The following is a 20,086-nucleotide window of genomic DNA, read 5'->3' on the forward strand; positions in this document are numbered from 1 at the left end:
ATGCTGCGATGGCCGGTGTCGAGGAGATGACGCACCGCGAGCGCCCCGCCCAGGACGTCGTCCACGGAGACGGAGCGCTCGGCGCCGCGCGCGACGTCCACGAAGAAGGGGTTGCCCATGTCGAGCACGAGCAGCGCCATGATGCGGCTCTGGCCCGCCCGCAGCTGCCGCGCGGACTCGCTGCGGACGTAGCCGAGGCGGTCGATCACGGACTGCACCCGGTGGCGTGTCTCTTCGGAGACGACGTCCGGACGGTTGATCACGTTCGACACGGTGCCCACCGACACGCCGGCGTGCTTCGCCACGTCTTTGATGCCGACCATGCGTCCCCTTGTTCTGTTGCGCGTGCGGTGCATTGTGCACCGCCGCCTGCGATCCCCTCAGAATTTGTACTGGTCGATGTTCTTCTTGTCGAAAACGGTCGGTTCGCCGAGATCGACGACTCCCTTGTCACCGATGGTGAAGCTGCCGAGGTCGCCGGCCTCGAACGTCTCGCCCTTCTTGCCGGTGATCTGGCCGGACTTCAGGGCCACGGCGGTGTGCGCGGCGAGCGCGCCGAGCTTGGCCGGGTCCCACAGCTCGAAGCCCTCGACGGTGCCGTTCTTCACGTACTGGCGCATGTCGTTGGGTGTGCCGAGGCCGGTGAGCTTCACCTTGCCCTTGTATTTCGATCCCGAGAGGTACTGGGCGGCCGCCTTGATGCCGACGGTCGTCGGGGAGATGATCCCGGCCAGCTTCGGGTGCTCCTGGAGGAGTCCCTGGGTCTGCTGAAAGGACTGCTGGGCGTCGTCGTTGCCGTAGGCGGTCTTGACCAGCTTCATGTTCTTGTACTTGGGCTTCTTCAGCTCGTCCTTCATGAAGCGGATCCAGGTGTTCTGGTTCGTCGCGGTCTGCGCGGCGGAGAGGATCGCGATGTCGCCCTTGTAGCCGAGTTGCTTGCCGAGCAGCTCCACCTGGGTGCGGCCGAGCGCCTCGGCGCTGGACTGCGAGACGAAGACGTCACGGCACCCCGGGTTGGTGTCGGAGTCGTACGTGACGACCTTGATGTCGTTCCTCATGGCCTGCTTGAGAGCGGTGCACAGGGCGCCGGGGTCCTGTGCGGAGACTGCCATGGCGTCGACCTGCTGCTGGGTGAGCGTGTTGACGTAGGAGACCTGCCCGCTGGTGTCGGTGGCGCTGTTGGGGCCGGTCTCCTTGTACGAGGAGCCGAGGTCCTTGAGTGCCTTCTCGCCGCCCTTGTCGGCGACCGTGAAGTACGGGTTGTTGACCTGCTTGGGCAGGAAGGCGACCGTGAGGCCCTTCTTGGTCGGCGCGTTCGGGTCGGCCTTGGCGTTCGATGCCTTGGCCGCGTCGTCGTCCTTCGAGGACTCCTTGGTGGTGCCGCCGCAGGCGGTGGCGGTGAGGGCGAGCGAGGTGACGGCTGCCAGGGTCACGCAGGCGCGGGTGAGGGCGGAGCGGCGGGGAGATCGGCGGGGAGAGAGCATCGTTGGTCCCTTTCGGACGTGCGGACGGTACGAGGGGTCAGCGGGCGGGAGCGGCGGCGGCGCGGCGGCCCGCTCTGGCGACGGCGATCTGGCGGGCCACGCGTGGCCCGAGCACGGAGACCACGAGCAGCACTCCGGTGACGACGATCTGCGACTGCGCGGAGACGTTCAGCAGGCTCATCGCGTTCTGCAGCGCGCCGAGCAGGAAGACTCCGGCGATGGCCCCGCCGAGCGTTCCCTTGCCGCCGTCGAAGTCGATGCCACCGAGCAGGACGGCGGCGACGACGGACAGTTCGAGACCGGTGGCGTTGTCGTAGCGGGCGCTCGCGTAGTGCAGGGCCCAGAAGATGCCCGTGAGCGAGGCCATGAACCCGGTGGCGACGAACAGCCACAGCTTGTGCCGCTTGACGCGCACCCCGGCGAAACGCGCCGCCTCCTCGTTGGCTCCGATGGCGAACAGCGAGCGCCCGAAGGGTGTGGCGTGCAGGACGAGGACGGCGATCGCGAGCAGCGCGAGGAAGGGCAGGAACGCGTACGGCAGGAAGGTGTCGCCGATGCGTCCGGCCGCGAAGTCCAGGTACTGCGTGGGGAAGTCGGTCACGGCGTCCGACCCCAGGACGATCTGCGCGATGCCCCGGTAGGCCGCCATGGTGCCGATGGTCACGGCGAGCGAGGGCAGCCCGAGGCGGGTCACCAGGAGGCCGTTGACCAGGCCGCATAGGACTCCGATGAGGAGCACCAGCGGAATGATCGTCTCGATGGCCATACCGGCGTTCCACAGCGCGCCCATCACGGCTCCGGAGAGGCCCGCCGTGGAGGCCACCGACAGATCGATCTCTCCGGAGACGACGAGAAGCGTCATCGGCAGGGCGACCAGCGCGATGGGCAGCGTGTTGCCGATGAGGAACGACAGGTTGAGGGCGTTCCCGAAACCGTCGACAAAGGAGAACGACATCAGGAGCAGAACGACAAGGAGAGCGCCGACAACGGTGTCCCAGCGGACGGCCCGCATGACGGTGAGCCTGTTGGAGTCAGCCATGGCGGCCAGCCCTTCTGTCTGATGCGGCCCTCTTCTTCAGGGCCTTGGCGACGCGCAGGGCGACGATCCGGTCGACGGCGATGGCCAGGACGAGCAGCACACCGTTGATGGCGAGCACCCACACGGAGCTGACGCCGAGCGCGGGGAGCACGCTGTTGATGGACGTCAGGAGCAGGGCGCCGAGCGCCGCTCCGTAGACGCTGCCCGAGCCTCCGGTGAAGACGACGCCGCCGACCACGACGGCGCTGACGACGGTGAGTTCGTAGCCGTTGCCGGTGGCGGAGTCGACGTTGCCGAAGCGGGCCAGATAGAGCGCGCCCGCGAGCCCGGCGAGCGCCCCGCACGCGGTGTAGGCGGCGAGGATGCGCTTGCGCACCGGGATGCCGGCGAGCCGGGCGGCCTCGGGGTTGGAGCCGAGGGCGTAGAGCTCACGACCGCCTCCGAAGTGCCGCAGGTAGTACGCGACCACGACGAGGACGGCGAGCGCGATCAGCCCCAGGTAGGGCACCGCCGAGATCCCGCCGGAGCCGAAGTCGACGAAGCCGTCCGGCAGGTCGGACGCGGTGATCTGCCGGGAGCCGACCCAGATGGAGTCGATGCCCCGGATGATGTAGAGGGTGCCGAGGGTCACGACGAGCGCGGGCACCTGGCCGAGGCTGACGAGCGCCCCGTTGAGCAGTCCGCAGCCGACGCCGAGCGCGACGGCGAGCAGGATCGCGAGCGTGGAGTTGCCGCCGCCTTGCAGGTAGTTGCCCGCGGCGAAGGCGCTGATCCCGAGCGTGGAGCCGACCGACAGGTCGACGTTGCGGGTGATGACGACGAGGGCCTGGCCGGTGGCGACCAGGACGAGGATGGTCGCGTTCAGGAGCAGGTCCTTGATGCCCTGCTCGGAGAGGAACTCGCTGTTGCCCGCCTGGGTGATGCCGATCATCACCAGGAAGACGAGGAGGATGGCGAGTTCGCGCATCTTGAAGACGCGGTCCACCAGGCGCGCGCCCGCGGCCTTGTCGGGGTCCACGGCGGGCGCCGGACTCTGGGTGGTGACGCTCATGCCGTCCTCCCGGTGGCCGCCGCCATCACGGACTCCTCGGTCGCCCGCGCGCGCGGGATCTCGGCCGTGAGCCGGCCCTCGTGCATGACGAGGACCCGGTCGGCCATGCCGAGGATCTCGGGCAGGTCGGAGGAGATCATCAGGACGGCGACCCCGTCGGCGGCGAGTCCGGACAGCAGGCGGTGCACTTCGGCCTTGGTGCCGACGTCGATGCCGCGGGTCGGTTCGTCCACGATGAGCACCTGGGGCCGGGTGGCGAGCCACTTGGCGAGGACGACTTTCTGCTGGTTGCCGCCGGACAGGGTGCCGACGGCGTCGGCGATGCGCGCGTACTTCACCTGGAGCCGCACCGCCCAGTCGAGCGAGCGGCTGCGCTCGGCGCCGCGGTCCATCAGACCCGCGCGCACCGTCGTACGCAGCCCGGTGAGCCCGATGTTGCGCTCGATCGACATGTCCATCACCAGGCCCTGGGCGCGCCGGTCCTCGGGGACGAGCGCGAGCCCGGCCGCCATGGCGATGCTGGGGGCTCCGTTGATCAGCTCCTTGCCCTGCACCTCGACCGTGCCGGCGTCCCACCGGTCGACGCCGAACACGGCCCGCGCGACCTCGCTGCGCCCGGCTCCCACGAGCCCCGCGAGCCCGACGATCTCTCCGCGCCGCACGTCGAACGAGACGTCGGTGAAGACGCCCTCGCGGGTCAGCCGGCGGACACTGAGCGCGACGTCTCCCACTTGTGTGTCCTGCTTCGGGTAGAGCTCGTCGAGGTCGCGGCCCACCATGCGGCGTACGAGGTCGTCCTCGGTGAGGCCTTCAAGCGGTTCGCTCGCGATCAGGCCGCCGTCGCGCAGGGTGGTGACGCGCTGGCACAGCTCGAAGATCTCCTCCAGGCGGTGCGAGATGAAGAGGACCGCGGCGCCCTGTTCGCGCAGGGTGCGGACGACGCCGAAGAGGCGGGCCACTTCGCTGCCGGTGAGCGCGGCGGTCGGCTCGTCCATGATCAGGACCCGGGCGTCGAAGGAGAGCGCCTTGGCGATCTCGACGATCTGCTGGTCGGCGATGGACAGGCCGCGCGCGGGCTGTTCGGGGTCCAGGTCCACGGCCAGGCGCTTGAAGAGCGCGTCGGCCGCGGCGTGCACGGCCTTGTGGTCGACGCGGCCGAAGGACCGGCGCGGCTGGCGCCCCATGAAGATGTTCTCGGCGACGGAGAGGTCGGGGAAGAGCGTCGGCTCCTGGTAGATGACGGCGACGCCCGCGTCCCTGGCGTCTCCCGGTCCGTGGAAGAAGACCGGGGACCCGTCGAGCGACAGCTCTCCCGCGTCCGGCCGGTGGACCCCGGCGAGGGTCTTGATGAGGGTGGATTTCCCTGCGCCGTTCTCGCCAGCGAGGGCGTGCGCCTCACCGGCGTACAGCTCCAGGGAGACGTCGTGGAGGGCGCGCACGGCCCCGAAGGACTTGCTCAGGCCCTGCACGGCAAGGACGGGGGGCTCTCTCATAGGTAGCACCGATCGGTCACGAAGGGCATGCGGCTTCTGGCGTGGAGGCTTGGGGCTTGGGGCTTGGGGCTTGGGGCTTGGGGGCTTGGGGGCTTGGGGGCTTGGAGGCTTGGGGGCTCAGGCGTCGGGCGGCATCGGACGTCGCCGACGGTCATCGGGAGTCACCCGCCGGACACTTGACGTGAAAGGTTTCAATCAATTTTCGAGGAAGCTAAACCCGCGCCAACTACGGCGTCAATGGGCGGGACTTGAAAATCCTGATGCGACTTGGTGCGCCAAGGGGCAAGTAGCTCAGGGCTCTTGACAGGCGGCGGCGCGCTCCTTAGCTTCGCCTCTCGTGAAACGATTCATCGTCGAGTCGTTACGGAGTCGAGTTGTGATCAGCAGAAGACGACTGCTCAGCACCACCGCCACGGCCGCCCTGGGAACGGCGATGGCCGCCGGGCCCGTTCCGACGGCCCACGCCGCCCCCTCCGCGGGCGGCCGGACCTTGCGCGTGACCAGACCGACCGTGGAGTACGTGAGACACCCGCTCGGTCTCGACGTGCCGCGCCCGAGGCTGAGTTGGCCTCTGACGTCATCCGAGGAGGGCCAGGCGCAGAGCGCCTACCAGGTGCGCGTGGCCACCGCCGCGAACCGCCTGTCCGAGCCCGACGTCTGGGACAGCGGCAAGGTCATGTCCGGTGACTCCGTCCTGGTCCCTTACGCGGGCCCCGACCTCAAGTCCCGTACGCGCTACTACTGGTCAGTTCGCGTGTGGGACACCGCGGGAAAGGCCTCCGGCTGGAGCGAGGCCTCCTGGTGGGAGACCGGGCTCGTGGCGGCGAAGGACTGGACTGCCCGGTGGATCGCCGCACCCGCCTCCCTCGTCGGCGCGCCCGCCCTGGACGGCGCCTCCTGGATCTGGTTCCCCGAGGGCGACCCCGCGACCAGCGCTCCGGCCGCCACCCGCTGGTTCCGTGGCCGCGTCGATGTCCCCGAAGGGGTGACCCGCGCGCGGCTGGTCATGACGGCCGACGACGGCTACACCGCGTATGTGGACGGCACGCGCGTGGCGCACACCGAAGCGGACAGCGCCGCCGACAACTGGCGCCGCCCCACGGTCGTCGACGTCACCGACCGACTCCGCGCGGGCGCCACGGTCATCGCCGTGTCCGCCACGAACGCCACCACTGGGCCCGCCGGACTGCTCGGCGTGCTGGAACTGACGACCGCCGACGGCGTACGCACCCTCAGCACCGACGCCACCTGGAAGAGCACCGACAAGGAGCCGACCGGCGACTGGCAGTCTTCCGGATACGACGACGCCTCATGGTCGGCGGCCAAGGTCGCCGCTGCCTGGGGTTCGGGCCCCTGGGGGAAGGTCGCCCCCAACCACTGCCCCGCCGCCCAGCTGCGCCACGAGTTCCGCCTGCGGGCGGGCAAGAAGGTCGCCCGGGCCCGGCTGTACTCCACGGCCCTCGGCCTCTACGACGCCTGGCTGAACGGCGAGCGGGTCGGCGACGACCGTCTGGCGCCCGGCTGGACCGACTACAACAAGCGGGTCCAGTACCAGACGTACGACGTCACCAAGCAGCTCAAGTCCGGTGCCAACGCGCTCGGTGTGACGGTCGCGGTCGGCTGGTACGCGGGCAACGTCGGCATGTTCGGCCCGCACCAGTACGGCGAACGACCGGCTCTCCTGGCCCAGTTGGAGGTCACGTACACCGACGGCTCCACCGACCGTGTGCTGTCCGGCACCGACTGGCGCGCCGCCACGGGCCCGGTCACCGCCGCGGACCTCCTGTCGGGCGAGGACTACGACGCCCGCCTGGAGACCCCGGGCTGGACGCGTGCCGGTTTCGACGACTCCAAGTGGGTCGCCGCTGACGCCGTCGACAAGGTCAAGGCCGCCGTCGTGGCCCAGATCGACGGGCACACGCGCGTGGAGAGCGAGATGTCCGCCCGCAAGATGAGCGAGCCGAAGCCCGGGGTCTTCGTCTTCGACCTCGGTCAGAACATGGTCGGCGCGGTCAGGCTGAACGTGTCCGGGAAGGCCGGTACGAAGGTCCGGTTGCGCCACGCGGAGGTCCTCAACCCCGACGGCACGCTCTACACCGCCAATCTGCGGTCCGCCCGCGCCACCGACACGTACACGCTCAAGGGCGGCGGCAAGGAGACGTACGAACCGCGGTTCACGTTCCACGGCTTCCGCTACGTGGAGGTGACGGGCTACCCGGGCACACCACCGCTCGACGCGGTGACGGGTCGCGTCATCCACACCTCGGCGCCCTTCACCATGGACTTCGAGACGAACGTCCCCATGCTCAACCAGTTGCACAGCAACATCACCTGGGGCCAGCGCGGCAACTTCCTCTCCGTCCCGACCGACACCCCCGCGCGCGACGAGCGGCTCGGCTGGACGGGCGACATCAACGTCTTCGCGCCGACCGCCGCCTACACGATGGAGTCGGCGCGCTTCCTCACGAAGTGGCTCGACGACCTGCGTGACGGGCAGCCCGAGGACGGCGCGTTCCCCGACGTGGCCCCGGCCGTCGGCACGCTCGGCAAGGGCGTGGCCGGCTGGGGCGACGCGGGAGTGACCGTGCCCTGGGCGCTGTACCAGGCCTACGGGGACAAGCGCGTCCTGGAGCAGTCCTGGTCCTCGATGCTGAAGTGGCTCGACTACCTGGAGAAGCACAGCTCCGGATATCTGCGTCCCGCCGAGGGCTACGGAGACTGGCTGAACATCCAGGACGAGACCCCCAAGGACGTCATAGGCACCGCCTACTTCGCCCACAGCGCCGATCTCGTGGCGCGGGTGGCCGAAGCACTGGGCAAGGACCCCGCCCCGTACAAGAAGCTCTTCGAGAGCGTCCGTGACGCCTTCCGCGCGGCGTACGTGACCGGCGGCGGGCGCGTGAAGGGCGACACGCAGACCGCCTACGTCCTCGCCCTGTCCATGGACCTGCTCACCGACAGCGACCGGGCGTCGGCGGCCGCCCGCCTGGTGGAGCTCATCAAGTCCAAGGAGTGGCACCTGTCGACGGGCTTCCTCGGCACCCCGCGCCTGCTCCCCGTCCTGACGGCCACCGGCCACACGGACGTCGCCTACCGCCTCCTGGTCCAGAAGTCCTTCCCCAGTTGGGGCTACCAGATCGACAAGGGCGCCACGACGATGTGGGAGCGCTGGGACTCCATCAAGCCTGACGGGAGCTTCCAGGACGCGGGCATGAACTCCTTCAACCACTACGCCTACGGCTCGGTGGGCGAGTGGATGTACGCCAACATCGCGGGCATCGCACCGGCCGACCCGGGCTTCCGCAAGATCCTCGTCCGTCCGCGGCCCGGCGGCGGCGTGACCGAGGCCCGGAGCAGCTTCGACGCGCTCTACGGACCTGTCAGCACCCACTGGAAGACGGACGCCGAAGCGCTCCGTCTCACCCTCACCCTGCCCGCCAACACGACGGCGGAGGTGTGGATTCCCGCCGACAAGCGCACCCAGGTGACGCATGACGCGGCGGAGTTCCTGCGGATGGAGGACGGCTGCGCCGTCTTCGCCGCCGCCTCCGGCACGCACCGATTCTCCAACTGACCCACCTCTACCGCTCTTTCGGAAGGCTGCGCGATGACCGCCGGAACCAGCAAGGACGCCGTGAAAGCGGCACTCACCACCCAGGCCCTGGAGACCCCGTCCTGGGCGTACGGCAACTCCGGTACGCGCTTCAAGGTCTTCGCGCAGCCAGGCGTCCCCCGCACGACCCGGGAGAAGCTGGACGACGCCGCCCGCGTGCACGCCCACACGGGCGTGGCGCCCAGGGTCGCCCTGCACATCCCCTGGGACAAAGTCGACGACTACGCGGCGCTGGCGGACTACGCCGCCGAGCGCGGCGTACGGCTCGGCGCGATCAACGCCAACGTCTTCCAGGACGACGACTACAAACTCGGCTCGGTCACCAACCCGGACCCGACGGTCCGGCGCAAGGCACTCGACCACCTTCTCGAGTGCGTGGACATCATGGACGCGACAGGCTCGCGCGACCTGAAGCTGTGGTTCTCCGACGGCACCAACTACCCCGGGCAGGACGACCTCCGCAGCCGCCAGGACCGGCTGTCGGAGGCGCTGCGGACCACCTATGACCGGCTCGGCGACGACCAGCGCATGCTCATCGAGTACAAGCTCTTCGAGCCCGCCTTCTACGCGACGGACATCCCGGACTGGGGCACTGCCTACGCGCACTGCCTGAAGCTCGGCCCGAAGGCGCAGGTGGTCGTGGACACCGGCCACCACGCGCCCGGCACCAACATCGAGTTCATCGTCGCGACCCTCCTGCGCGAGGGCCGCCTGGGCGGCTTCGACTTCAACTCGCGCTTCTACGCGGACGACGACCTGATGGCGGGCGCCGCGGACCCCTTCCAGCTCTTCCGGATCATGTACGAGGTCGTCCGGGGCGGCGGCCTGGACTCGGACATCGCGTTCATGCTCGACCAGTGCCACAACATCGAGGCGAAGATCCCCGCGATCATCCGCTCGGTGATGAACGTGCAGGAGGCCACGGCGAAGGCCCTCCTCGTCGACGCGGACGCGCTGGCCGAGGCGCAGCGGACCGGCGACGTGCTCGCCGCCAACGCGGCCCTGATGGACGCGTTCAACACCGACGTCCGCCCCCTACTGGCAGAAGTCAGGGAGGAGTCGGGGCTCGACCCTGATCCCATGAGGGCCTATCGGGAGTCAGGCTGGCAGGAGCAGATCGTCAAGGACCGCGTGGGCGGCGAGCAGGCCGGATGGGGGGCATGAGCGACATGACACAGCACGCACGGATCACCGAACTTCTCGACCGCGCGCACCGCTTGGGCGCCGACCCGCGCAACACCAATTACGCGGGCGGCAACGCGTCGGCGAAGGGCACGGCCCCCGACCCGGTCACGGGCGCGGACACGGACCTGATGTGGGTCAAGGGCTCGGGCGGCGACCTGGGCACGCTCACCGAGGAGGGCCTGGCGGTCCTGCGTCTCGACCGCCTGCACGCCTTGAAGGAGGTGTACGCGGGGCCGGACCGTGAGGACGAGATGGTCGGTGCCTTCGACTACTGCCTGCACGGCAAGGGCGGCGCGGCACCCTCCATCGACACCGCGATGCACGCCTTGGTCGACGCGCCGCACGTGGACCATCTGCACCCGGACTCGGGCATTGCCCTGGCCTGCGCGGCGGACGGAGAGAAGCTGACGGCCGAGTGCTTCGGCCCCACGGTGGCCTGGGTGCCCTGGCGGCGCCCCGGATTCCAGCTCGGACTGGACATCGCGGCGGTCCAGGCGGCCAACCCCGACGCCATCGGCTGCGTCCTGGGCGGGCACGGCATCACGGCCTGGGGGGCCACGGCGGACGAGTGCGAGCGCAACTCGCTGCACATCATCCGCACGGCGGAGGCGTTTCTCGCCGACCGTGGCAGGCCCATGCCGTTCGGCCCGGCCCTGGAGGGGTACGGCCCGCTCCCCACCGCCGCACGTCGCGACCGCGCGGCCGAACTGGCCCCGCACATCCGCGCGCTGGCCTCGCGGGACCGCCCCCAGGTCGGCCATTTCACGGACACGGACGTCGTCCTGGACTTCCTTTCCGCCACGGAGCACCCGCGATTGGCGGCCCTGGGCACCTCCTGCCCCGACCACTTCCTCCGCACGAAGATCAGGCCGCTGGTCCTGGACCTGCCGCCGACCGTCCCACTCCAGGAGGCCGTCACCCGCCTCAAGGAACTGCACACCACCTACCGAGAGGAGTACGCGGCCTACTACACCCGCCACGCCGACCCGTCCTCCCCCGCCATGCGCGGCGCCGACCCGGCCATCGTCCTCGTCCCGGGCGTGGGCATGTTCTCCTTCGGCAAGGACAAGCAGACGGCCCGCGTGGCGGGCGAGTTCTACGTGAACGCCATCAACGTCATGCGCGGCGCGGAAGCGGTCTCCACGTACGCCCCCATCGACGAGTCGGAGAAGTTTCGCATCGAGTACTGGCCGCTGGAGGAGGCCAAGCTGCGACGCCTCCCGAAGCCCAAGCCCCTGGCCACCCGCGTCGCCCTGGTGACCGGGGCGGGCAGCGGCATCGGCAAGGCGATCGCGCACCGCCTGGTGGCGGAGGGCGCCTGCGTCGCGGTGGCGGACCTCAACGCGGAGAACGCGGCCGCCGTGGCGGACGAACTGGGCGGCCCGGACAAGGCCGTGGCCATCCCCATGGACGTCACGTCCGAGGAGCAGATCAAGGCCGCCTTCAAGTCGGCGATCCTGGCCTTCGGCGGAGTCGACCTGGTGGTGAACAACGCGGGCATCTCCATCTCCAAGCCGCTGCTCGACACCACGGCCCGGGACTGGGACCTCCAGCACGACATCATGGCCCGCGGCTCCTTCCTCGTCTCCCGCGAGGCGGCCCGCGTCATGCGGGACCAGGCGCTGGGCGGCGACATCATCTACATCACCTCCAAGAACGCGGTGTTCGCGGGCCCGAACAACATCGCATACTCCGCCACCAAAGCGGACCAGGCCCACCAAGTACGGCTCCTGGCAGCCGAGTTGGGTGAGCACGGCATCCGCGTGAACGGCATCAACCCGGACGGCGTGGTCCGCGGCTCGGGGATCTTCGCGGGCGGCTGGGGCGCGCAGCGCGCGGCGACGTACGGGATCGAGGAGGAGAACCTGGGCGAGTTCTACGCCCAGCGCACCCTCCTCAAGCGCGAGGTGCTCCCCGAGCACGTGGCCAACGCGGTCTTCGCCCTGACGGCGGGCGACCTGACCCACACGACGGGCCTGCACATACCGGTGGACGCGGGCGTCGCGGCGGCATTCCTCAGGTAGCCCCCGTCCTCAGGCAGCCCTCGCCCCCTCCGGCCCGCGCCGCGGCCTGCGCCACGGCCGGAGGGGGTGCGCCACCGGAATGCCGGCGCGGCCCCGCCCGCAAGAGCACCAGCGGCCGACGCACACCTGGACCCGACCCTCAACCCTGCGAGCCACCATGCCCCACTCCCGCCCGCGTCCCCGCACCCACTCACCCCACCACTTCGCCGCCGTCGACCTCGGTGCCTCCAGCGGACGCGTCATGGTGGCCGAGGCGGGCCCCGACACCCTCACCCTCCAGGAGGCACACCGCTTCCCCAACCGCCCCGTCCGTACCGCCGGCACCCTGCACTGGGACGTCCTGTCCCTGTACGCGGGAATCCTCGACGGTCTCCGCGCCGCGGGGTCCGCCGCGCCCCTGACGTCCATCGGCATCGACAGCTGGGCAGTCGACTACGGCCTTCTCGACGCGGACCGCACCCTCCTGGGCAACCCTGTGCACTACCGCGACACCCGCACCGAGGGCATCGCGGCCACAGCATGGGCGACCGTCCCACCCACCGAGCTCTACGCCACCACAGGCATCCAGTACGCACCCTTCAACACCCTGTATCAACTGATCGCCGCCCGGAAGACGGCCCAACTGGCAGCGGCCGAAAACCTGTTGCTGATCCCGGATCTGCTCACGTACTGGCTGACGGGCGAGCTCGGCACCGAGCTGACCAACGCCTCCACCACACAGCTCATGGACCCCGGCACAGGCAACTGGTCCCGTGAGGTGGCGACGCGTCTCGGCATCGACCTGGCGCTGTTCCCCCCACTGCGGCACCCGGGCTCCCCGGCAGGCCAACTGCTCCCTCACGTGCTCGAAGACACCGGACTCACCTCCCCCGTCCCGGTGACCACCGTCGCCTCGCACGACACCGCCTCAGCCGTCGCCGCCGTACCCGCCACGACCGACGACTTCGCCTACATCTGCACCGGCACCTGGTCTCTCGCGGGCCTGGAGCTGACGGCACCCATCCGCACCGAGGAGAGCCGCGAGGCCAACTTCACCAATGAACTGGGCATAGACGGCACGGTCCGCTACCTGCGCAACATCATGGGCCTGTGGCTGCTCCAGGAGTGCCTGCGCACCTGGAACACGGGCCCCAGCGCCCCCGGCCTGGATGCGCTGCTGCTCGAAGCCGCCGCCGTTCCCGCCCTGCGCTCACTCGTCGACGCGGCGGACCCCGCCTTCCTGCCTCCCGGCAACATGCCGCTCCGTATAGCCGACGCCTGCCGGGCCACCGGACAGCCCGCTCCCGGCACCCCCGCCGAGACGACCCGCTGCATCGTCGACTCGCTGGCCCTGGCCCACCGCCGGGCCATCGAGGACGCCCGGCGCCTCGCGGACCGCGCCGTAAATGTGGTCCACATGGTCGGCGGCGGCGCACGCAACGCTCTGCTGTGCCAACTGACCGCGGACGCCTGCGGGCTGCCCGTCGTCGCGGGTCCGGCGGAGGCGGCAGCGCTCGGCAACGTACTCGTACAGGCCAGGGCGCACGGCCTGGTGGGCGATGACCGCCACGAGATGCGCGCCCTGCTGGCCCGCACCCAGCACCTGACGCGCTACGAGCCGACCAGTGACCCGGCGAGCCGAGCGGCCTGGGATGCGGCGGCACGACGCGTCCCGGTCTCATGACACGTCCCGGCGTCATGACTCCCGCACAGCGCGCGTAGCGCTTACGCTGCATCCATCCGATGATCGACGAGGAGGAACCCGCGATGCGTGTCGCTCTGTTCCTGACCTGTGTCAACGACACGCTCTATCCGGACACAGGCCGAGCGGTGGTGAAACTGCTGACCAGGCTGGGAGTTGAGGTCGACTTCCCGATGGCGCAGACCTGCTGCGGGCAAGCGCACTACAACACGGGTTACCGCCACCAGGCAGAGCCGCTCGCCCGTCATTTCTCCGATGTCTTCGGCTCGGATGAGTACGACGCGATCGTGACGCCGTCGGGCTCGTGCGGGGCGATGGTCCGCGAGCTGTACCCCCGCATGGGAGAACGGGCGCGTTCGGAGGGCCGGGGTGGAGGTCTGGCGGCGACACTGGCGCCCGTCGTACCCAAGACGTACGAACTGACCGAGTTCCTGGTGGACGTCCTCGGTGTCACGGACGTCGGGGCGTACTACCCGCACACGGTGACGTACCACCCGACCTGCCACGGGCTGCGCAGCCTGGGCCTCGGCGATCGCCCCACACGACTGCTCCAGGCGGTCAAGGGCCTGGAGCTGCGCGCGCTCCCGGGCGCCGACGAGTGCTGCGGATTCGGCGGCACCTTCGCCATGAAGAACTCCGATGTCTCGTCGGCGATGGGCACGGACAAGGTGCGCAACGCCGAGTCGACGGGCGCCGACGCCCTGTGCGCGGCCGACAACTCCTGCCTGATGCACATCGGGGGCACCATGACCCGCCTGAAGAGCGGCCTGCGCCCGGTCCACATCGCGGAGATCCTGGCGAGCACGGAAGAGGAGCCCCTGTCATGAGCGGCACGAGCGGACCGAGCGGCACGTTCGTGGGCATGCCCGCCTTTCCCGTCGCGGCCCGCGCGGCCGTGGGCGACACGACCCTGCGCGCCAATCTCCGGCACGCCACGCACACCATCCGCGACAAACGGGCACGCGCCGTCGCGGAGTTGGACGACTGGGCGCAGCTGCGCGAGGCCGGAAAGCAGATCAAGGACCACACTCTCTCCCGTCTCGACCACTATCTGGTCCAGTTGGAGGAGTCGGTCACGGCGGCGGGCGGCATCGTGCACTGGGCGGCCGACGCCGACGAGGCCAACCGCATCGTGACCCGCCTCGTCCAGGAGACCGGCGAGACCGAGGTCGTCAAGGTCAAGTCGATGGCCACGCAGGAGATCGGCCTGAACGAAGCGCTCGAAGAGGCGGGCATCCACGCGTACGAGACCGACCTCGCCGAACTCATCGTGCAGTTGGGCAAGGACCGCCCCTCGCACATCCTGGTGCCCGCCATCCACCGCAACCGCGGTGAGATCCGCGAGATCTTCGCGCGCGAGATGAGCGAGTGGGGCCGCCCCGCCCCGGACGGCCTCACCGACACCCCCGCCGAACTCGCCGAGGCCGCCCGTCTCCACCTCCGGGAGAAGTTCCTGCGCGCCAAGGTCGGCGTCTCCGGGGCGAACTTCATGGTCGCCGAGACGGGCACCCTGGTCGTCGTCGAGTCGGAGGGCAACGGCCGCATGTGCCTGACGCTCCCCGAGACGCTGATCTCGGTCGTCGGCATCGAGAAGATCGTGCCGAGCTGGCGGGACCTGGAGGTCTTCCTGCAGACCCTCCCCCGCTCCTCGACGGCCGAGCGGATGAATCCGTACACGTCGATGTGGACCGGCACGTCCGAGGAGGACGGCCCGAGCACCTTCCACCTCGTGCTCCTCGACAACGGCCGCACCGACACGCTCGCCGACGAGGTGGGCCGCCAGGCACTGCGCTGCATCCGCTGCTCGGCCTGTCTCAACGTCTGCCCGGTGTACGAACGCGCGGGGGGCCACGCGTACGGCTCGGTCTACCCCGGCCCCATCGGAGCGATCCTCAGCCCTCAACTGCGCGGCACCCAGAGCGAGATCGACGCCTCACTGCCGTACGCGTCGTCGCTCTGCGGCGCCTGCTACGAGGTGTGCCCGGTGGCCATCGACATCCCCGAAGTCCTCGTCCATCTGCGGGAGCGGGTGGTCCAGGGCGGCGAAGTGACCCGGCACGGTTCGAAGGTGACGCTGCGGCCCGCGAAGGGGCACGCCGCCGAACGGGCGGCGATGCGCGCGGCGGGCTGGGCGTTCGGCCGTCCCGGGGCGCTGCGGGCCGGACAGCGTCTTGCGTCCGGGACCCGGCGCGTCCATCCGCGCACGCTTCCCGGACCAGGGCGGGCCTGGAGCGGGACACGGGATCTGCCGAAGGTGCCCGCGGAGCCGTTCCGCGACTGGTGGCGGCGTACGTCCGGCGACCGGACGCAGAAGGGCGGCGAGGAGTGAGCAGCAGGGACCAGATCCTGGGCCGCGTACGTCGGGCACTGGCCGACGTACGCGATGCCGACAACGCACCTGTCCCCCGCGACTACCTGCGCGAGCACGGCCACCGCGGCACCGAGCAGACCGTCGGGCTGCTCGCGGAGAACCTCGCCGACTATCGCGCGCTCGTGCACCGCTGCGCATCCGAAGAGCTTCCGGAGCTGCTCGGGCGGCTGCTCGCGGATCGCGGTGCGCGGACCGTGCTCGTACCGCCCGGTCTCCCGCCGGACTGGCTTCAGGCCTCCGACGCGACCCGTGTCGAGGACCGTGCCGCGAGCACTGCGCACGAGCTCGACGCGGTCGACAGCGTCGTCACCGGCTGCGCGGTCGCCGTCGCCGAGACGGGCACGATCGTCCTGGACGGCGGCCCCGACCAGGGCCGCCGCCGCATCACGCTCGTCCCCGACCACCACATCTGTGTCGTTCGGGTCCCTGACCAGGTGGTCTCCTCCGTACCGCAGGCACTCGAACGGCTCGACCCCGCCCGCCCGCTGACCTGGATCTCGGGACCGTCCGCCACCAGCGACATCGAACTGGACCGGGTGGAGGGCGTGCACGGCCCGCGCACCCTGGAGGTGGTGCTGGTGAGCGGAGTCCGAGGGCCGCGGTTAGCGTGAGTGCATGATCCGGTTCGAGCAGGTGAGCAAGCGCTATCCGGACGGCACGATGGCTGTGGACGATCTGTCCTTCGAGGTCGCCGAGGGGGAACTGGTCACCCTCGTCGGACCGTCCGGCTGCGGCAAGACGACCACGATGATGATGGTGAACCGGCTCATCGAGCCGACCGCGGGCCGCATCTTCGTGAACGGCGAGAACATCGCGGACGTCGACCCGGTCCGGCTGCGCCGCCGCATCGGCTATGTCATCCAGCAGGTGGGGCTCTTCCCGCACCGGACGATCCTCGACAACACGGCGACCGTGCCCGCGCTGGTCGGCTGGAAGAAGGCGAAGGCGCGGGCGCGGGCGGCCGAGCTGCTCGACCTGGTGGGCCTCGACCCGAAGACGTACGGCTCCCGCTATCCCGAGCAGTTGTCGGGCGGGCAGCGCCAGCGCGTGGGTGTGGCGCGTGCGCTGGCGGCCGATCCGCCGGTACTTCTCATGGATGAGCCGTTCGGGGCCGTCGACCCGGTGGTGCGCGAGCAGTTGCAGGACGAGTTCCTGCGGATGCAGGCGGCGGTCCGCAAGACGGTTCTCCTAGTCACGCACGACATCGAGGAGGCGGTCAGGCTCGGTGACCGGATCGCGGTGTACGGGCAGGGGCGCATCGAGCAGTACGACACCCCCGGTGCGGTGCTCGGCACTCCGGCTACTCCGTATGTCGCCGGGTTCGTGGGCGCCGACCGGGGCCTGAAGCGGCTGTCGGTCACCGAGATCCAGCCGGACGACCTGGAGCAGCCGACGGTGGTCCGCCTCGACGAGCCCGCCGCGCACGCGGCGGCCCGGCTGCGCGAGGAGGACGCCCGCTGGGGCGTCGTCCTGGACGCGGGCGGCGATCTGCACGGCTGGGTCGGCATCGACGAGGTGGCACTTGCCGGCGAGGGCGGCAGGGTCGGAGATCTGGCCCATCGCATGAAAGCGTGGGTCCCGGTGGGCGCCCCGCTCAAGCAGGCGTTCGGTGTGATGCTCCAGCACGACGCGGGCTGGGTCGCGGTCCTCGACGGGGCCCGCTTCCTGGGCGTGCTGACCCCGGCGAAGCTGCACGAGGCCCTGCGCCGCTCGGTGGACGCGGACGCGCAGGGCGTCTCCCGGGATCAGGTGGAGTTCGACTCGGTGGCGGATGCCTGAGACCGCACAGCCCGCCTCCCACACCGCACAGCCCGTGTCACAGCAGCCCCTTGTCCTCCAGGTAAGTCCGCGCCACGTCCTCCGGCAGCCTGCGCCAGCTGTCGACCTGTTCGTTCATGGAGGCCAGGTCCGCCGTCGTCAGCACGGAGTTGAGGCGGCCGAGCGCTTTCGCGACGCCCTCGCTGCCCGCGCGGGAGCGGTTGACGACCGGGACGAGGTAGTCGGCGTTCTGGAGCTTCTTGTCGTCCTTCAGCAGGACGAGGCCGAAGTCGTCGAGCGTGGCGTCCGTCGACGTGGTCAGGACCATCTGGTCCTGACCGCTCTGCACGGCCTTCTTGGCCTGTGTCGTGCCCACGCCCTTGGGGTCGACGGCGGTGATGTCGATGCCGTAGACCTTCTTCAGGCCGGGTTCGCAGTACGGGCGTTGCACGCATTCGTCGCCCGCGGCGAGGCGGATCTTCAGACCGGACTTGCCGAGGTCGCTGAGGGTCTTGAGGTGGTGCTTCTTCGCGAAGGCCGCCGTGACGGCGAACGCGTTCTGGTCGACGGCTTTCCCGGGATCGAGGACGGTGAGGCCGCGCGGGGTGGCGAGCCCGCGCAGGGCCTTCATCGTGGCGTCCAGGTCGGGCGAGCCGACGGGTTTCGCGTCCGCGCCGTTTTTCTTGGCGTTCAGCCAGTCGGCGAACGTGGCCGCGTACTCGGGGACGACGTCGATCTGGCCGGACTCCAGAGCGGGCTCGTACAGCTCGCGGTTGGCCACGGAGAGGATCTCGGCGCCGTATCCGGCCTTCCGCAGGAGCAGGGAGTACATCTGGGCGAGCAGGTCGCTCTCGGTGAAGCCCGCGGAGCCGACGACCAGGTGATGGCTGTCGCCGGGTGGCGCGGTCACCTCGCCCTGGGTCTCCAGCGACGGCCCGGAAGCACAGCCGGACAGGAGCAGGGCAAGACCGAGACCGGCCGAGGCACGACGCACCGCACCCCGCCTCATCCCGTCCGCCCTCTCCCCCGCGCCCAGCCGGGAGCGAGCCGTTCGCCGATCTCGAAGAGTCCCTCGACGATCAGGGCGAAGAGGGCGACCAGTACCGCTCCGGCCACCACCTGCGGGGTGCTCGCCAGGTTGAAGCCGGCCGTGATGATCCGGCCAAGTCCCCCGCCTCCCGCGAGGGCCGCGATGGTGGCGGTGGCCACGAGCTGCACGGCCGCGATCCGCACCCCGCTGAGGACCAGCGGCATCGCGAGCGGCAGTTCGACCCGCCACAGCATCTGCCGCCCCGTCATCCCCATGCCGCGCGCGGCCTGGACGACGCTGCGGTCGACCCCGCGCATCCCGACGTAGGCGTTGGTGAGCAGCGGCGGCACGGCGAACAGGACGAGCGCCACCACGGTGGGTCCCTCGCCCCACTGTCCGATGGGAGTCAGGAGCAGCAGCACGAGGACCGCGAAGGTCGGCACCGCGCGGCCCACGTTGGAGATGTTGACCGCGAGCGCGCCGCCCTTGCCGAGGTGACCGAGGACGAGCGCGACCGGCAGCGCGATCAGGCAGCTCAGGATCAGGCACACCACGGTGAGCACGAGGTGCTGGGTGAGCCGGTGCCAGATGCCGTCGTCGCCCGCCCAGTGTGCCGAGTCGGTGAGCCACTGCCAGGCCTCGCTGATGGTGTTCATGAGCGGACCGCCCTCGTCCACGGGGTGAGGATGCGCTGCACGCCCAGGAGCAGCAGATCGGCCAGTACGGCGATGACGACGCACAGCACGGACGCGGTCAGGACCTGCGCCTTGAAGTAGGTGTTCATGCCCGTGTAGATCAGGTTGCCGAGCCCGCCGAAGCCGACGATCGCGCCGACGGTGACGAGGGAGACCGCGGAGACGGTGGCGATGCGCAGGCCGGCCATGGCGGCGGGCAGCGCGAGCGGCAGTTCGACGGTGAGCAGCAGGCGGATCGGTCCGTAGCCCATGCCGCGGGCGGCCTGCCGGGTGTCCTCGGGGACGGCCCGCAGGCCGGCCAGGATGTTGCGGACGAGCAACGTCAGGGAGTACAGGACGAGTCCCGCGACCACCAGGGACGCGGAGAGGCCGTACACGGGAAGCAGCAGCGAGAACATCGCGAGCGAGGGGATCGTGTAGAGGACCGTGGTCAGCGCGAGGACGGGTCCGGCAGCGAGGGCCCAGCGGCGGGCGACGACGGCCAGCGGGACGGCGATGACGAGCGCGATGAGGATGGAGACGGCGGTCAGCTCCAGATGCTGGAGGACCGCGTCGACGATGATCTGGCGGCGGGTGCTCAGATAGTCGCCGCAGATCCACTCGTTGCGCGCGAGGCAGTCGTCCGGGGGCGCGGTCACTCGTTCATTCCAGCGGGCGGGGCG

The 20,086-nt window shown here is 70.2% G+C and carries 15 protein-coding genes and 1 pseudogene; 8 read left to right on the forward strand and 8 right to left on the reverse strand.

All coding sequences use genetic code 11. From position 1 onward, the window contains the following. From ACWFRU_RS07905 to ACWFRU_RS07925, 5 genes and pseudogenes are all read right to left on the reverse strand, one after another. Positions 1–323: pseudogene (locus ACWFRU_RS07905) on the reverse strand (LacI family DNA-binding transcriptional regulator); the annotation flags it as partial. A 57-nt stretch (positions 324–380) separates the two neighbouring features. Beyond that, positions 381–1,484: a rhamnose ABC transporter substrate-binding protein gene (gene rhaS / locus ACWFRU_RS07910; protein WP_453685229.1), complete on the reverse strand. Its 1,104-nt coding sequence runs from the start codon at positions 1,482–1,484 to the stop codon at positions 381–383. Positions 1,485–1,521: 37 nt separating this feature from the next. Then, positions 1,522–2,523, reverse strand: coding sequence for an ABC transporter permease (locus tag ACWFRU_RS07915; protein ID WP_453685230.1), 1,002 nt, complete (start codon positions 2,521–2,523; stop codon positions 1,522–1,524). Beyond that, complete coding sequence (locus ACWFRU_RS07920) at positions 2,516–3,574, reverse strand: ABC transporter permease (RefSeq protein ID WP_453685231.1); 1,059 nt, start codon at positions 3,572–3,574, stop codon at positions 2,516–2,518. The genes ACWFRU_RS07915 and ACWFRU_RS07920 overlap by 8 nt, the downstream gene beginning before the upstream one ends. Beyond that, a complete protein-coding gene (locus ACWFRU_RS07925) occupies positions 3,571–5,067 on the reverse strand; it encodes a sugar ABC transporter ATP-binding protein (protein WP_453685232.1) in 1,497 nt (498 codons plus the stop codon). The genes ACWFRU_RS07920 and ACWFRU_RS07925 overlap by 4 nt, the downstream gene beginning before the upstream one ends. A 376-nt stretch (positions 5,068–5,443) precedes the next feature. On the opposite strand from ACWFRU_RS07925, the gene ACWFRU_RS07930 reads away from it, so the two are divergent. From ACWFRU_RS07930 to ACWFRU_RS07965, 8 genes are all read left to right on the forward strand, one after another. Beyond that, positions 5,444–8,641, forward strand: a complete 3,198-nt coding sequence (locus ACWFRU_RS07930) for an alpha-L-rhamnosidase (RefSeq protein ID WP_453685233.1) — start codon at positions 5,444–5,446, stop codon at positions 8,639–8,641. A gap of 33 nt (positions 8,642–8,674) precedes the next feature. Further along, positions 8,675–9,844 (forward strand): L-rhamnose isomerase, encoded by a 1,170-nt coding sequence (gene rhaI / locus ACWFRU_RS07935; protein ID WP_453685234.1) that lies wholly within the window; start codon positions 8,675–8,677, stop codon positions 9,842–9,844. A gap of 5 nt (positions 9,845–9,849) precedes the next feature. Continuing rightward, positions 9,850–11,889, forward strand: a complete 2,040-nt coding sequence (locus tag ACWFRU_RS07940) for a bifunctional aldolase/short-chain dehydrogenase (RefSeq protein WP_453685292.1) — start codon at positions 9,850–9,852, stop codon at positions 11,887–11,889. 157 nt (positions 11,890–12,046) lie between these two features. Next, the gene (locus ACWFRU_RS07945; protein WP_453685235.1) at positions 12,047–13,552 is read left to right on the forward strand and encodes a rhamnulokinase; all 1,506 of its coding nucleotides are present in this window, start codon (positions 12,047–12,049) and stop codon (positions 13,550–13,552) included. Positions 13,553–13,635: 83 nt separating this feature from the next. Next, entirely contained in the window at positions 13,636–14,397 is a 762-nt protein-coding gene (locus tag ACWFRU_RS07950) for a (Fe-S)-binding protein (RefSeq protein WP_363206114.1), read from the forward strand. Beyond that, on the forward strand, positions 14,394–15,899 hold the full coding sequence (locus ACWFRU_RS07955; RefSeq protein WP_453685236.1) for a LutB/LldF family L-lactate oxidation iron-sulfur protein: 1,506 nt from the start codon (positions 14,394–14,396) through the stop codon (positions 15,897–15,899). Before ACWFRU_RS07950 ends, ACWFRU_RS07955 begins: the two co-directional genes overlap by 4 nt. Beyond that, on the forward strand, positions 15,896–16,552 hold the full coding sequence (locus tag ACWFRU_RS07960) for a LutC/YkgG family protein (protein ID WP_453685237.1): 657 nt from the start codon (positions 15,896–15,898) through the stop codon (positions 16,550–16,552). Before ACWFRU_RS07955 ends, ACWFRU_RS07960 begins: the two co-directional genes overlap by 4 nt. A gap of 4 nt (positions 16,553–16,556) precedes the next feature. Further along, positions 16,557–17,720, forward strand: coding sequence for an ABC transporter ATP-binding protein (locus tag ACWFRU_RS07965; RefSeq protein ID WP_453685238.1), 1,164 nt, complete (start codon positions 16,557–16,559; stop codon positions 17,718–17,720). Between the two features lie 37 nt (positions 17,721–17,757). Here ACWFRU_RS07965 and ACWFRU_RS07970 read toward each other — a convergent pair whose 3' ends face one another. Genes ACWFRU_RS07970 through ACWFRU_RS07980 form a run of 3 tightly spaced genes read right to left on the reverse strand, consistent with a single transcriptional unit; the run spans position 17,758 to position 20,062 of the window. Further along, a complete protein-coding gene (locus ACWFRU_RS07970) occupies positions 17,758–18,708 on the reverse strand; it encodes an ABC transporter substrate-binding protein (RefSeq protein ID WP_453685239.1) in 951 nt (316 codons plus the stop codon). After that, positions 18,705–19,385: an ABC transporter permease gene (locus ACWFRU_RS07975; protein WP_453685240.1), complete on the reverse strand. Its 681-nt coding sequence runs from the start codon at positions 19,383–19,385 to the stop codon at positions 18,705–18,707. Before ACWFRU_RS07975 ends, ACWFRU_RS07970 begins: the two co-directional genes overlap by 4 nt. Further along, positions 19,382–20,062: an ABC transporter permease gene (locus tag ACWFRU_RS07980; protein ID WP_453685241.1), complete on the reverse strand. Its 681-nt coding sequence runs from the start codon at positions 20,060–20,062 to the stop codon at positions 19,382–19,384. The genes ACWFRU_RS07975 and ACWFRU_RS07980 overlap by 4 nt, the downstream gene beginning before the upstream one ends. Positions 20,063–20,086 lie beyond the last annotated feature (24 nt).

The sequence above is a fragment of the Streptomyces sp. NPDC055099 genome, from assembly GCF_053607685.1.

Excerpts from the sequence above, each read along its gene's own strand:
- rhaS (WP_453685229.1), bottom strand. The coding sequence starts at position 1,484 with ATGCTCTCTCCCCGCCGATCTCCCCGCCGCTCCGCCCTCACCCGCGCC.
- ACWFRU_RS07915 (WP_453685230.1), bottom strand. The coding sequence starts at position 2,523 with ATGGCTGACTCCAACAGGCTCACCGTCATGCGGGCCGTCCGCTGGGAC.
- ACWFRU_RS07920 (WP_453685231.1), bottom strand. The coding sequence starts at position 3,574 with ATGAGCGTCACCACCCAGAGTCCGGCGCCCGCCGTGGACCCCGACAAG.
- ACWFRU_RS07925 (WP_453685232.1), bottom strand. The coding sequence starts at position 5,067 with ATGAGAGAGCCCCCCGTCCTTGCCGTGCAGGGCCTGAGCAAGTCCTTC.
- rhaI (WP_453685234.1), top strand. The coding sequence starts at position 8,675 with ATGACCGCCGGAACCAGCAAGGACGCCGTGAAAGCGGCACTCACCACC.
- ACWFRU_RS07940 (WP_453685292.1), top strand. The coding sequence starts at position 9,850 with ATGACACAGCACGCACGGATCACCGAACTTCTCGACCGCGCGCACCGC.
- ACWFRU_RS07945 (WP_453685235.1), top strand. The coding sequence starts at position 12,047 with ATGCCCCACTCCCGCCCGCGTCCCCGCACCCACTCACCCCACCACTTC.
- ACWFRU_RS07950 (WP_363206114.1), top strand. The coding sequence starts at position 13,636 with ATGCGTGTCGCTCTGTTCCTGACCTGTGTCAACGACACGCTCTATCCG.
- ACWFRU_RS07955 (WP_453685236.1), top strand. The coding sequence starts at position 14,394 with ATGAGCGGCACGAGCGGACCGAGCGGCACGTTCGTGGGCATGCCCGCC.
- ACWFRU_RS07965 (WP_453685238.1), top strand. The coding sequence starts at position 16,557 with ATGATCCGGTTCGAGCAGGTGAGCAAGCGCTATCCGGACGGCACGATG.
- ACWFRU_RS07970 (WP_453685239.1), bottom strand. The coding sequence starts at position 18,708 with ATGAGGCGGGGTGCGGTGCGTCGTGCCTCGGCCGGTCTCGGTCTTGCC.
- ACWFRU_RS07975 (WP_453685240.1), bottom strand. The coding sequence starts at position 19,385 with ATGAACACCATCAGCGAGGCCTGGCAGTGGCTCACCGACTCGGCACAC.